At 66.3% G+C, this 12,449-nt stretch carries 12 protein-coding genes; 6 read left to right on the top strand and 6 right to left on the bottom strand.

Annotated features, from left to right (window positions below; all coding sequences use genetic code 11):
* The gene (locus AC1RQK_RS07735; RefSeq protein ID WP_492370572.1) at positions 1–3,096 is read left to right on the top strand and encodes an efflux RND transporter permease subunit; all 3,096 of its coding nucleotides are present in this window, start codon (positions 1–3) and stop codon (positions 3,094–3,096) included.
* 79 nt (positions 3,097–3,175) lie between these two features.
* Entirely contained in the window at positions 3,176–3,358 is a 183-nt protein-coding gene (locus tag AC1RQK_RS07740; RefSeq protein WP_174423480.1) for a hypothetical protein, read from the top strand.
* Positions 3,359–3,389: 31 nt separating this feature from the next.
* On the opposite strand, the gene AC1RQK_RS07745 is transcribed toward AC1RQK_RS07740, so the two are convergent.
* Positions 3,390–4,295 (bottom strand): LysR family transcriptional regulator, encoded by a 906-nt coding sequence (locus AC1RQK_RS07745; RefSeq protein WP_492808328.1) that lies wholly within the window; start codon positions 4,293–4,295, stop codon positions 3,390–3,392.
* A 157-nt stretch (positions 4,296–4,452) separates the two neighbouring features.
* Here AC1RQK_RS07745 and AC1RQK_RS07750 point away from each other — a divergent pair, with 157 nt between their 5' ends.
* A complete protein-coding gene (locus AC1RQK_RS07750; RefSeq protein WP_492808330.1) occupies positions 4,453–5,196 on the top strand; it encodes an SDR family oxidoreductase in 744 nt (247 codons plus the stop codon).
* A 150-nt stretch (positions 5,197–5,346) separates the two neighbouring features.
* Positions 5,347–6,150, top strand: a complete 804-nt coding sequence (locus AC1RQK_RS07755; protein WP_492808332.1) for a DUF3047 domain-containing protein — start codon at positions 5,347–5,349, stop codon at positions 6,148–6,150.
* A gap of 118 nt (positions 6,151–6,268) precedes the next feature.
* On the opposite strand, the gene pcaD is transcribed toward AC1RQK_RS07755, so the two are convergent.
* From pcaD to AC1RQK_RS07775, 4 genes are all read right to left on the bottom strand, one after another.
* Complete coding sequence (gene pcaD, locus AC1RQK_RS07760; RefSeq protein WP_492370576.1) at positions 6,269–7,057, bottom strand: 3-oxoadipate enol-lactonase; 789 nt, start codon at positions 7,055–7,057, stop codon at positions 6,269–6,271.
* 7 nt (positions 7,058–7,064) lie between these two features.
* Positions 7,065–8,051 (bottom strand): tripartite tricarboxylate transporter substrate binding protein, encoded by a 987-nt coding sequence (locus AC1RQK_RS07765; RefSeq protein ID WP_492370577.1) that lies wholly within the window; start codon positions 8,049–8,051, stop codon positions 7,065–7,067.
* 90 nt (positions 8,052–8,141) lie between these two features.
* Positions 8,142–8,420, bottom strand: coding sequence for a muconolactone Delta-isomerase (gene catC / locus AC1RQK_RS07770; protein WP_492370578.1), 279 nt, complete (start codon positions 8,418–8,420; stop codon positions 8,142–8,144).
* Between the two features lie 36 nt (positions 8,421–8,456).
* Positions 8,457–9,578 carry a muconate/chloromuconate family cycloisomerase gene (locus AC1RQK_RS07775; protein WP_043352961.1) on the bottom strand — a complete coding sequence of 374 codons (1,122 nt, stop codon included), beginning with the start codon at positions 9,576–9,578 and terminating at the stop codon, positions 8,457–8,459.
* Positions 9,579–9,694: 116 nt separating this feature from the next.
* Between AC1RQK_RS07775 and AC1RQK_RS07780 the strand changes: the two genes are divergently transcribed.
* The gene (locus AC1RQK_RS07780) at positions 9,695–10,591 is read left to right on the top strand and encodes a LysR family transcriptional regulator (RefSeq protein WP_174423471.1); all 897 of its coding nucleotides are present in this window, start codon (positions 9,695–9,697) and stop codon (positions 10,589–10,591) included.
* Positions 10,592–10,697: 106 nt separating this feature from the next.
* Complete coding sequence (locus AC1RQK_RS07785) at positions 10,698–11,255, top strand: hypothetical protein (RefSeq protein WP_492370579.1); 558 nt, start codon at positions 10,698–10,700, stop codon at positions 11,253–11,255.
* Positions 11,256–11,331: 76 nt separating this feature from the next.
* Here AC1RQK_RS07785 and AC1RQK_RS07790 read toward each other — a convergent pair whose 3' ends face one another.
* Positions 11,332–12,036 (bottom strand): FadR/GntR family transcriptional regulator, encoded by a 705-nt coding sequence (locus AC1RQK_RS07790; protein ID WP_492808422.1) that lies wholly within the window; start codon positions 12,034–12,036, stop codon positions 11,332–11,334.
* Between the last annotated feature and the right edge of the window lie 413 nt (positions 12,037–12,449).

The following is a 12,449-nucleotide window of genomic DNA, read 5'->3' on the forward strand; positions in this document are numbered from 1 at the left end:
ATGGTCTTCTCGCCAATCAAGAGCATCCTCAAGCGGCGCCTGGTGATCGTCTTCCTGGCCGTTGGCCTGCTGGCGGCCGGCGTGCTGAGCTTCCTGCAGCTGCCGCTGCAGGCGTACCCAGGCGTGGCGCCGGTCACGGTGCAGGCCATTACGCAGTGGCCTGGCCGCAGCACGGTGGAGGTCGAGCAGCAGATCACGATTCCGGTGGAGAACGCGCTGGCCAGCGTGCCGGACGTGCAGTCCTTCCGCTCGGTCTCGCTGTTCGGGCTGTCTGTTGTGACCGTCAAGTTCAAGGAGGGCGTGGATAACTTCAAGGCCCGCCAGAACTTCGTCACCTACCTGTCGCAAGCCAACCTGCCGCCGGGCGTGCAGCCCAACCTGTCGCCGGACGGCGACGCCACCGGCGAAATCCTGCGCTACCGGATCGAGGCCGACGGCATCGACGTGACCACGCTGAAGACCTACCAGGACTACAACGTCTACAAGGAGATCAAGCACGTCCCGGGCGTGGCCGATATCACGGCCTTTGGCGGCAAGGTCAAGCAATACCAGATCGTGCCGACGCCCGAGAAGCTGCAGGCCTATGGGCTCTCGCTCAAGCAGGTGGTGGATGCGGTGTCGAATGCCAACGCCAATACTGGCGGCGGCCTGATGAAGGCCGGCGAGCAGCAGTTCGTGGTACGCGGCGTGGGCCTGCTGCAAACGCTCGATGACATCCGCAACGTCACCGTGTCGGTGTCCAGCGGCGTGCCGGTGCGGGTGCGCGATATCGCCGAGGTGCGGGTGGGCAACACGCCGCGCCTGGGCATGGTGCAGTTCGACCAGCACGACGATATCGTCGAAGGCATCGTGCTGATGAAGCGCGACGAGAACGCCACCGAGGTGCTGGCGCGGGTGCGCGACAAGATCGCCGACATCAACCAGAACGTGCTGCCCAAGGGTATCCAGGTCAAGACGTTCTATGACCGCCAGAACCTGCTCGACATCACCATGGGTACCGTCGAGCATGCGCTGTTCGTCGGCATCTCGCTGGTGCTGATCGTGCTGTTCATCTTCCTCGGCAGCTTCCGCGCCGCAGCGGTGGTGGCGGCGGTGATCCCGCTGGCGCTGTGCGTGTCGTTCATCAACATGGCCCACTTCAAGGTGCCGGCCAACCTGATCTCGCTAGGGGCGATCGACTTCGGGCTGATCGTGGATGCGGCGGTGATCGTGATGGAGAACATCATGCGCCACCTGGAGGAGGGCGAGACCAACGTGGAGGATGGCATCGTCAAGGCCACCAGCGAGGTCCAGCGCGCCATGATCTTCTCCACCGGCATCATCATCGTGGCCTACTCGCCGCTGTTCTTCATGGGCGGGGTGGAAGGCATCATCTTCAAGCCGATGGCCTTCACCATGGGCTTCGCGCTGCTGGCCTCGATCGTGCTGGCGCTGACCTTCGTGCCGGCGGTGACGTCCTTTGTGTTCCGTGGCTCGCTGCGGCCGCACTCGCCGAAATTCATCGCGGTGATCCTGCGCGCCTACAAGCCCCTGCTGCGCAAGCTGCTGAAGAAGCCCGGCCTGGTGTTCCTGGCTGCGTTCATCGGCCTGGCCGGCACGCTGTACAGCTCGCGCTACCTCGGCACCGAGTTCCTGCCCACGCTGGAGGAGAACAACCTGTGGCTGCGCATCACGTTGCCCAACACCGTGGACCTCGACTACTCGGCCTCCGTCGCGCGCGACCTGCGCGGCTTCTTCCGCCAGCAGCCCGAGGTGAAAACCGTGTCGGTGCAGATTGGCCGCCCGGATGACGGCACCGACTCCACCGGCGTGTTCAACCAGGAATACGCGCTGTACTTCAAGCCCCCGGCCGACTGGCCCAAGGGTGCGACCAAGCAGCAGGTGGTGGAACGCCTGTCCAAGCACCTGGATCGTATCCCGGGCATCGAGTACAACTTCTCGCAGTACATCCAGGACAACGTGAACGAGGCGCTGTCCGGGGTCAAGGGCGAGAACTCGGTGAAGATCTACGGCTCCGACCTGGTGACGCTGCAGGACAAGGCCAAGGAGGTCGAGTCCATCCTGAAGAAGGTGCCGGGCCTGGCTGACGTCGGCATCTTCAAGGAACTCGGCCAGCCCACGCTGAACATCACGGTGGACCGCGAGAAGAGCGCGCGCTTCGGCATGAACGTGAGCGACATCCAGTCCGCCGTGCAGTTTGCGATTGGCGGCGATGCGGTCACCAACATCCTGGAGGGCGAGAAGACCTTCGGGCTGTCGGTGCGGCTCAACGACCAGGCGCGCAACAACCCGGATGTCATCAACCGCTTGCTGGTGGATACGCCGGACGGCCAGCGCATTCCGCTGTCGATGGTGGCCAAGGTGGAGGCGACCGATGGGCCGTTCTTCGTCTATCGCGAGACCGGCAAGCGCTATATCGCCATCAAGTTCGGCGTGCGCGGACGAGATCTTGGCAGCGCGGTGGCCGAGGCGCAGGACAAGGTCGGTAAGGCGGTGACGCTGCCGGCAGGCTACAGCATCTTCTGGGATGGCCAGTTCAACCAGATGAAGATCGCGCAGAAGAAGCTGGCGGTGATCGTGCCGCTGACCATCCTGGTGATCTTCCTGCTGCTGTACAGCACCTTCGGCAACTTCAAGGATGCGCTGATGGTGGTGCTGAACGTGCCGTTCGCGGCCATCGGTGGCTTGCTGGCGCTGCATATCGCAGGAGAGACCTTATCGATCTCGGCGGGCATCGGCTTCTTGTCGCTGTTCGGCATCGCGATCCAGGACGGGGTGATCCTGATCTCCTACGTCAACCGGCTGGCGCAGTCCGACGATCTGCATGCAGCCGTGGTCGAGGGCGCGGCGCTGCGCCTGCGCCCGGTGGTGATGACGGCCATGCTGGCGGGCCTGGGGCTGTTGCCCGCAGCGCTGTCGCACGGCATCGGCTCGGAAGCGCAACGCCCGCTGGCGCTGGTGATCGTGGGCGGCATGGTGACCACCACGCTGCTGACGCTGCTGGTGCTGCCGGTGGTGTTCTCCTGGGTCAACCGCCATCGCGGGCGCAAGGGCGGCCCGGACGCGGCCTCGCTGACGCCGGCCGAAGGCATTTGAGCCGGAATTTGAACCTGAACCTGAACCAACCAGTGGCCGGCACGCCCCGGGCGGACCGGCCACGCAACGGGAGTCCATCATGAGCATGCGAAAGAATGCACCGGCGGCACTGCTCGCCATCCTGCTTTGTGCCGGCGTCGGAGTAGCCGGCGCCGCGTCGCCGAAGTCGTCGGCCAGCGGCAAGGGGCAGTCGGCGCAGTCAGGGCAATCCGCCAAGCAGTCCAGCCGGAACTCGGTGCTGCCGTCCAACGTGCGGAAATAACCGACCGGCGAGCCTCAGGCGCCGATTGGAATCAAGCCTTGGTTCCCTCGGCGCCTGCCTCGAACACATCACGCAGCCACTGCACGAACACCCGCACCCGCATTGATAGCTGGCGGTTCTGCGAATACAGCACGGACACCGGCATCGGCGGCGGCGGCAGGTCCGCCAGCACGACCTGCAAGCGGCCCTCCCGCAGCTCCCTTGCCACCCGATAGCGCGGCACCTGAACCAGCCCCAGCCCGGCCACCGAGGCGCCTGTGTAGAGATCGGCGCCAGTGACCGAAATGGCAGCCGCCAGTTGCACGGCCGTCACGCGGCCAGCTACTGTAAATTCCAGCGGCACCGCCTTGCCGGTGCCGCTGGAGATGTAGTTGACCGCGCGATGCGCCGGCAATGCATCAAGATCCGCCGGTTCGCCATAGCGAGCCAGGTAGGCCGGGCTGGCCACGGTCACCTGCTCCAGCAGCGCAACCCGGCGCCCCACCATCGACGAATCTTGCAGGTTGCCCGCGCGCAGCACGCAATCGATTCCCTCGCGCACCAGGTCGACCAGCCGGTCGTCCTCGCCGATATGGATTTCCAGCTCGGGATAGCGCGCCAGGAAATCCGGCAGCGCCGGCACCACGAAATGCCGGGCCAGCGTCCCCTGCAGGTTCACGCGCAGCAGGCCCTTGGGCGCGGTATCCCGGAATGCCCCCTCCGCTTCTTCCAGGTCGGCTATCAGGCGTACGCAGCGCCGGTAGTGCGCTTCGCCATCGTGCGTCAGCCGCACCGTGCGGGTGGTGCGCTCCAGCAGCCGGGCGCCGAGCCGCTGTTCCATGCGCTTGATCAGGTTGGTGATGGTGGCGCGCGGGATCTGGAGATCCTCGGAGGCCTGGGTAAAGCTCTGGCGCTCGGCGATGCGCACGAAGGCCTGCATTTCCTGGAAGCGGTCCATGCGTAGCTGAACGGGGCCAGCGTGGGCAATGAAAGACCCCGGGGCGCCCAATTGTTAATGTAAACGGAGCAATGATATCAAAATACCACCAATTATCTTTACACAGGAATGATCCATGATCTGTTTCACCAACCCACCACCTGAAAGGAAACGGATCATGAACAACACCAACCCCACCCAAGTCGCCATTGTCACGGGCGCATCGCGCGGCATCGGTGCCGCCATTGCCAGGCGCCTGGCGCAGGACGGTTTCGCCGTCGCCATCAACTATGCGGCCGGCGCGGCCCAGGCCGACGCCCTCGTGGCCGAACTGAAGGCCGCTGGCGCGGCGGCCATCGCAGTGCAGGCCGATGTGTCCAAGGCCGACGACGTGCGCCGCCTGTTCGAGATCACCGAGCAGCAACTGGGCAAGGTGAACGTGCTGGTCAACAACGCTGGCGTGCTCAAGACGGTGCCGCTGGCCGACACCAGCGACGCGCTCTATGACCAGACCTTCGACATCAATGTGCGCGGCACCTTCAACACCCTGCGCGAAGCCGCCGCGCGGCTTGCCGACGGCGGGCGCATCGTCAATGTCTCCAGCACCACGCTGGCGCTGAACATGCCCGGCTATGCCGTCTACAACGCCACCAAGGCAGCAGTGGAGGCATTCACGCACGTGTTCGCCAAGGAACTGCGCGGCCGCAACATCACGGTCAATGCGGTGGCCCCCGGCCCGATCGCGACCTCGCTGTTCCTCGACGGCAAGACCGAAGAGCAGATCCAGGCCTTCGCCAAGATGCCCCCGCTGCAACGCCTGGGCCAGCCGGAAGACATCGCCTGCGTCGTCGCCTTCCTCGCCAGCCCCGATGCCGGCTGGGTCAACGGCCAGATCCTGCGCGCCAACGGCGGCGTGGCCTGAGCGCTTGCGCGGCACGGCATCTGGACGCGGGCTACCGCTACTACACCAAGATCTTCGGCAATGCGCTGGCCGGCGCGCACACAAAGGCCCGGGCCGCTGCCTACAATGGAGACAATAAGAACAATGACGGCGAGCATCGGGCAATCGATCATGACCCCCCATCTGGCTTTGACGCATTCCTCCCGCTCGGTGACGCCCCGCGCGCACGTGCTGGCCACCCTGCTAGCCTGCGGCCTGCTGCTGGCGCACGCTGCGCCGGCCCAAGCGCAGGCATCGGCAGCATCGGCGCCGCCCCCCGGCGCCGCCTTCTCCGCTGGCACGCCCGGCGGCCCGTTGCCGCCCGGGTGGAAGAACCTGCCGGTGGCGCACGGCAAGGCGTCGACACACTACAGCCTGGTGGCGCAGGACCACGCCACGGTACTGGAAGCCGACGCGACCGCATCCGCCTCCGCGCTGATGCACAAGGGCACCAACCTGGACCTGGAGGCGACCCCGCAGGTCAACTGGCGCTGGAAGGTGGAACACCCGATCGACGAAGCCGACAACAGCGTCGCCGCCAAGGAAGACGCGCCGGCGCGCCTGGTGTTCATGTTCGATGGAGATACGGACAAGCTATCGCTGGGCGAGCGCACCGCTATCAAGCTGGCCAAGACGCTGGCGGGCGAGGAGCTGCCCTATGCCACGCTGATGTACATCTGGTCCAATACCGCGCCGGTCGGCACGGTCATCGACAACCCCCACACCTCGCGGGTCAAGATGATCGTGGTGTCAGGCGGAGCCGACGCCGCCGGCAAGTGGCTCACGCTGAGCCGCAACGTGGAGCAGGACTTCGAGCATGCCTTCAAGGAAAAGCCCGGCAAGCTGAGCGCCTACGGCCTGCTCACCGATACCGACAACACGGGCGGCAACGCGCGTGCCTGGTATGGGGATATCCGCTTCGGGGCGGCGAAGTAGCGTCGCGTGCCACGGCAAACGCGGATTGCGGTCGTCGCTTGCCAATCATTCAAAGGGGTTCAGAACACGCGGGATCGCATCGCAATGATGCCTGCGCAGGACGGGTGAGCAATCCGCCTCAGCCTGCCAAAAACCCGCAAACCGCCTGCGCAAACCCCTCCGGCTGCTCCCAGTTCGACAAGTGGGCTCCGTCCAGCTCCACGTAGCGCGCCCCGGCAATCCCTTGCGCCACTTCGCGGCCTTGCGCCGGCGTGGTGGCCAGGTCATGCGTGCCGGCAATCACCAGCACCGGGCAGGAGATGCGCTGCAGCTGCGCGCGCAGGTCGGCGTCGCGCACGGCGGCGCAGTTGGCCGTGTAGCCTTCGGGCGATGCCTCCAGCAGCATCTGGCGCACCGGCGCGATGCGCGCGGCGTTGCCGGCCAGCCAGGCGGCGCTGAACCAGCGCGCCAGCACCGCATCGACGATGGCGGCCATGCCCTGGCTGCGTACCGTCTGGATGCGCATGTCCCAGCCGCTGGCCGGGCCGATGAGGGCGGCGGTATTGGCCAGCACGAAGCGGTCGAAACGCTCGGGGTGATTGGCCGCCAGCCACATGCCGGTCATGCCGCCCATCGACAGCCCGCAAAAATGCGCGCGCCCGATGCCGGCGTGATCCATGATGGCCAGCACGTCCTGGCCGAGTTCCGCAAACCCGAACGGCGCCGCAGCCGGGGACGGCAGCCCGGAGCCCCCGTGGCCGCGGGTGTCGTAGCGCAGCACGCGAAAGCGCGGCAGCAGGCTTTCCATCTGCGGCGCCCACATCTGCATGTCGGTACCCAGCGAGTTGGACATGACCAGCACGGGCGCGTGGGGCGCCCCCTCGATCTCGTAGTGCAGCGCGATGCCTTGGTGCAATGCAGTGGTCATGGCGTTCTCAGTCCGCGCGGATGCCGCGTTCGCGGATCAGCTTGCCCCATTTATCGGTTTCAGCAGCAAGGTGCTTGCCCAGCTGCGCGGGCGTGCTGCCGATCGGCTCGGCGCCGATGGCGGCCAGGCGGGTACGCACCGACGGCTTGGCCAGCGCGTCCACCATGGCCTGGTTCAGCCGTGCGACCACGGCGGGCGGCGTCTTGGCCGGAACGAAAGCGGCGAACCATGGCGACAGGTCATAGCCCTTGACGCCGGCTTCGGCCAGGGTCGGCACGTTCGGCAGCGTCGACGAGCGCTTGGCGGTGGTCACCGCGATGGGCGTGAGCTTGCCGGAGTCGATATGCGGCTTGGCCGAGGTGATGCTGTCGAACATATAGTCGACCTGGCCGCCCAGCAGGTCCGTCATGGCCGGGCCGCTGCCCTTGTAGGGCACGTGGAGCATCTTGACGCCCGTGAGCGAGGTGAACAGCTCGCCGGCCAGGTGGATCGAGGTGCCGTTGCCGGCGGAGGCATAGGTGTACTTGTCCGGCGTGGCGCGCGCCGCGGCGATCAGGTCGGGCACCGTGGCGGGCAGCTTCTTGGCCTTGCTGGTGACCAGCACGTTAGGTACCACCGCCAGGAGCGAGACCGGCGCGAAATCCTTCACCGGGTCGTAGCTGAGGCGGCCGTACAGCGCGGGGTTCACCGCCATGCCGTTGGCGACGATGATCAGCGTGTAGCCATCCGCGGGCGAGCGCGCCACCATCTCGGCGCCGATATTGCCGCCGGCGCCGGGGCGGTTTTCCACCACGATGGACTGCCCCAGGCTCCTCGACATTTCCTCGCCCAGCGTGCGGGCGATATTGTCCATCGCGCCGCCCGCGGGGAATGGCACGACCCAGCGGATCGGGTGATCGGGATAGCTGTCGGCGTGGGCGGCGGACGGCAGCACGGCCAGGGTGGCCAGCGCGCAGGCGCAGGCGGCCCACGCGCGCAGGAATGGCAAGCGCATCAGAGTCTCCTCCAAATGGATTCGGAGTTGGTGTTGGAACGCGGCCATCGGGGCCGCGGCGGTATTCAGGGTAACGGCGAGCCGGCCGGCTTACTTGATCGACGACGGGTGCTTGGCCAGCGGCGTGACATGGATTTCCATGTACGGGAACAGCGGCAGGCTGGAGAGCATGGTGTGCAGTTCGTCGTTGGACTCGGCATCGAACACGCTGTAGTTGGCGTACTCGCCCACCACGCGCCACAGATGCGGCCACTTGCCCTGGCGCTGCAGGTCCTGCGAGTACGCCTTCTCGCGCGCCTTGATCTCGTCGGCCAGCGCGGCCGGCATGTCCACCGGCATCTTTACGTCCATTCTCACCAGAAACAACATGCTTGAATCCTCGGTTATGTTTGCTTGGGCAGCGCCTCAGGCGGCGCGGCGGTAATGGGCCAGCTTGTCTTCGTCCAGCGTCAGGCCAAGCCCCGGGCCTACCGGCAGGTGCAAGGCAAAGTCACGGTACTCGGGGCGCGCCGTCACCACATCATCCTTGAGAAGCAGCGGGCCGAACAGCTCGGTGCCCCAGGCCAGCCGCGGCAGCGTGGCAAAGCCGTGGGCAGCGGCAATGGTGCCCACGCTGCCTTCCAGCATGGTGCCGCCGTACAGCGCGATGCCGGCCGCGTCGCCTACCGCCGCTGTGCGCAGCATCTCGAAGATGCCGCCGGACTTGGAGATCTTCAGCGCAAACACGTCCGCGCCTGCAATGCGCGCCAGTTCCATCGCATCCTCGGGACCGCACACGGCCTCATCGGCCATTACCGGCACCACGAAGCGCGCCGCCAGCCGGGCCAGCGCGCCACGCTGCTCGCGCGGCACGGGCTGCTCGACGAGATCGATGCCGGCGGCTTCCAGCATGGCGATGCCGGTGGCGGCATCGGCTTCGTTCCAGGCCTGGTTGACGTCCACGGTCACGCGGGCACGGTCGCCCAGCGCGCGCTTGATGGCGGACACATGGGCCACGTCATCGCGCACGCTGCGACGGCCGATCTTGAGCTTGAAGGTGTTGTGGCGGCGCTCGGCCAGCAGGGTTTCGGCTTCTTCGATATCGCGGCCGGTGTCTCCGCTGGCGAGCGTCCACAGGCAGGCCAGGTTCGGCCGCACCGCGCCGCCCAGCAACTCGGACAGGGGCAGGCCCAGGCGCTTGCCCTGCGCATCGAGCAGCGCGGACTCCAGCGCCGACTTGGCGAAGCGATTCCCCCGCGCCACCGAAGCCAGGCGCTGCATGGCGGCGTGGATATTGCACGCGTCGATGCCGGCCAATGCAGGCGCCAGGTAGGTATCGATGGTCAGCTTGATGCCCTCGGGGCTTTCGTCGCCGTAGCTCAGGCCGCCGATGGTGGTGGCTTCGCCAATCCCCTCGATGCCGTCGCTGCAACGCAGCCGCACGATCACCAGGGTCTGGCGCTGCATGGTGGTCATGGCAAGCTGGTGCGCCCGGATGGTGGGCAGGTCGACCAGGATGGCTTCGACGGAGGTGACGGTTGCTTTCATGCTGGGTGTCTGCCAAGTATGGAATACGTTGAGAAGCAGTATGTGGCTTGACATCCAGGGTGTCCAAGACCGAGTATGTCCCGATCAATACCTTTTAAGTATGAAAGGACGGGGGCATGGAGCTACGTCACCTGCGTTATTTCCAGGCCGTTGCGGCCGAACTCAACTTCACCCGCGCGGCTGAGCGCCTGCATATCGCCCAGCCGCCGTTGTCGCGCCAGATCCGCCAGCTGGAGGACGAAATCGGCACCGTGCTGCTGGACCGTTCCTCGCGCGCGGTGCGGCTGACCGAAGCCGGCCGCTTCCTGCTGGAGCAATCGCTGCAGCTCAACCAGCGCATCGACGAGATCGTGGAAGGCACGCGGCGCATTGGCCGCAATGAGAAGCGCTGGTTCGGCATCGGCTTCGTGCCATCGGTGCTCTATGGCTTCCTGCCGGAACTGATCCGGCTGGTGCGGGGTTCCGATGCGGCGCTGGAGGTGGGCTTGTCGGAGCTGACCACCGTACAGCAGATGGAAGCGCTGAAAGCCGGGCGCATCGATATCGGCTTCGGCCGCATCGTGCTGGACGACCCGGCCATCACCCGCACGGTGGTCATGGCCGAAACGCTGGTGGCCGCCGTGCCCAGCGGCCACCCTGCGCTTAAGGGCCCGCCCATGACGCCGGCGCAACTGGCGGCCCACCCCTTCGTGCTCTACCCGGCGCGGCCCCGCCCCAGCTACGCCGACCACGTGCTGGCGCTGTTCCGCACGCAGGGCCTGCAGTTGCGCGTGGCGCAGGAGGCCAATGAGCTGCAGACCGCCATCGGCCTTGTGGCTGCGGGGCTTGGCATCTGCCTGGTGCCGGCATCGGTGCAGCGCCTGCACCGCGACGACGTGGCCTACGTGCCGATTGACGCACCCGGCTTTACCTCGCCGGTGATGATGAGCTATCGCAGCGACGACAGCTCGGCGCTACTGGCCGAGGTGGTCAGGCGCGTCGGCGAACTGGCCGGGACACCGCCATCGGCCTGAAATCCCGCGCCGGCCGTGAGAAAACCCGGCGGCATCCCATGAATGGGTGATGCGCGAAGGCCGCTCGGTTTGTAGAGTGCCTTTATAAAAAGGATACGGGGAAATCGTGCCATCGATGCACTCAGGGTCACTATCGGGCCACGCCGCGCCACGGCCAGGCGGCCTGCTCATTGCGCTGCTAAAAGCGTGCGGGGACACGCTGCGCAAGGTCTGGCGCGGCGAGCAAGGTGAGGTAGCACTCACCTTGCTCCAACCGCCCACGGCGCGCAACGCCACCTCCGCCCTGGCGCCGGACTGCGCCTTGCGCCTGCAACTCACCTACGCCGACACGCCGCTGACGCCCGGTGTGCCCCGGGTCACCGCCACCGCTGCGGTGCTGCGGGGCGACGGCACCGACATTACCGCCTCTGTGCCCCCGTCCGCATGGACCTGGCGCCAGGCTTCCGGCCTGTCGATGCGGGCCGGCTACGGCGCGGTCACGGTCGATACCGAGGGCCAGGGGCATGCCGTGTGCGTTTGCCCGCAGGGTGCCAGCGTGTCGGTCTCCGGCACCAGCCGCGCGGCCTGCCAGACGATGGCATCGGGGGTGGAAGTGAGCGTTTTGCTAGCCAGCGGCGAGCGGTTGAGCCAACGCTTCCAACTGGGCCTAGCCGGGCTGGAATAAGCCAGGCAAGCCCGACGGGACAAGAACGCGGACAGCCCATCGGCGGTTGCCGGCCACCCCGCCGGTCAGCCGCCAGTCACCCCTTGAGGTACATGTTCAGCCGCTTGGCGGCGTTGCGAAGGTGGGTTTCCGCCGCCTGCGCCGCCCGCTCGGGATCGCCCGCCACGATCGCGTCGTAGATGGTCTTGTGCTCTTCCTGCACGGCCTCGACCATGTCCGCGTGATGGCTCTTGGTATTGCTCCTCGCCTGCCGGATCACGCGCCGCGCGCCGTGCTCCAGGTGTTCGCTCAAGGCCTGGAAGTGCGGGTTGTGCGTCGCCTCGACAATGGCCTGGTGAAAGGCGAAGTCCTCTTCATCGCCCAACCTGTCGTTGGCGATCTCGTACTCCATGCCGATCAGCGCGCGCCGGATCCGCTTGAGGTCTTCCGGCGTGCGCCGCATGGCCGCGAACCTGGTGGCCGCCACTTCGATCGTCACCAGCAGCTCCATCACCATGGCCAGCGAATCTTTCTCGTCGATGGCCACATCCTGCATGCGAAACGCCTGGCGCTGGCTGCGCTCGGTCACGAACACACCGCTGCCCGCCTTGGGCGCAACCAGCCCCTCTGACTTGAGCTGCGACAGGGCCTCGCGCACCACCGCGCGGCTGACCGAGAACTGCTCGCACAGCAAGCGCTCGCTGGGCAGGCGGTCGCCCACGGCGAACTCGCCCGCCTGGATCGCCTGGATCAGGCGCCTGGCGATCTCGTCCGGCAAGTGTTTGGGCTCGGGATGGAACATGGTTCCCTCCGGGCGCTGGGTGGGCGGCGGCGCCGCGGCACCGGGCACGGTCTTGTTCAATACGGGCTCCCTGGCGCCAGACAGCTTCTGGTTGGCGCTCGATTTTAAATTGGTCTTACAGGTCAATGTAGCACGTCTTCGCGCGCATGAAACGTGTGGAATGTACCAGCACGAAGCGGTGCCGGCTCCCGTTATTCGCCCGTAAGCCAATCCCTGCAAGGGCACGCACCCCTCGTTCCGCTACGCGGATACACGTCCGATCGGACTCTCAGTAGAAACCCGCATGGCGCGCAAGTCGCCGTTGACGATCGCCTCCCATCTCCCTATAGTAAACCTGTCAGACCACTTTAACCACAGGTCAGACCACTATGACGGGCCAGTTTCGGCGCCCGCCAGATGAATCCAAACAATAG

Source organism: Cupriavidus sp. GW822-FHT02D05 (assembly GCF_058802485.1).

What these genes read in the sequence shown, in the direction of transcription:
- AC1RQK_RS07765 (WP_492370577.1), bottom strand. Translation starts at nt 8,051, where the DNA reads ATGCGCTTGCCATTCCTGCGCGCGTGGGCCGCCTGCGCCTGCGCGCTG.
- AC1RQK_RS07775 (WP_043352961.1), bottom strand. Translation starts at nt 9,578, where the DNA reads ATGAAAGCAACCGTCACCTCCGTCGAAGCCATCCTGGTCGACCTGCCC.
- AC1RQK_RS07790 (WP_492808422.1), bottom strand. Translation starts at nt 12,036, where the DNA reads ATGTTCCATCCCGAGCCCAAACACTTGCCGGACGAGATCGCCAGGCGC.
- AC1RQK_RS07735 (WP_492370572.1), top strand. Translation starts at nt 1, where the DNA reads ATGGTCTTCTCGCCAATCAAGAGCATCCTCAAGCGGCGCCTGGTGATC.
- AC1RQK_RS07750 (WP_492808330.1), top strand. Translation starts at nt 4,453, where the DNA reads ATGAACAACACCAACCCCACCCAAGTCGCCATTGTCACGGGCGCATCG.
- pcaD (WP_492370576.1), bottom strand. Translation starts at nt 7,057, where the DNA reads ATGACCACTGCATTGCACCAAGGCATCGCGCTGCACTACGAGATCGAG.
- AC1RQK_RS07755 (WP_492808332.1), top strand. Translation starts at nt 5,347, where the DNA reads ATGACCCCCCATCTGGCTTTGACGCATTCCTCCCGCTCGGTGACGCCC.
- catC (WP_492370578.1), bottom strand. Translation starts at nt 8,420, where the DNA reads ATGTTGTTTCTGGTGAGAATGGACGTAAAGATGCCGGTGGACATGCCG.
- AC1RQK_RS07740 (WP_174423480.1), top strand. Translation starts at nt 3,176, where the DNA reads ATGAGCATGCGAAAGAATGCACCGGCGGCACTGCTCGCCATCCTGCTT.
- AC1RQK_RS07780 (WP_174423471.1), top strand. Translation starts at nt 9,695, where the DNA reads ATGGAGCTACGTCACCTGCGTTATTTCCAGGCCGTTGCGGCCGAACTC.
- AC1RQK_RS07745 (WP_492808328.1), bottom strand. Translation starts at nt 4,295, where the DNA reads ATGGACCGCTTCCAGGAAATGCAGGCCTTCGTGCGCATCGCCGAGCGC.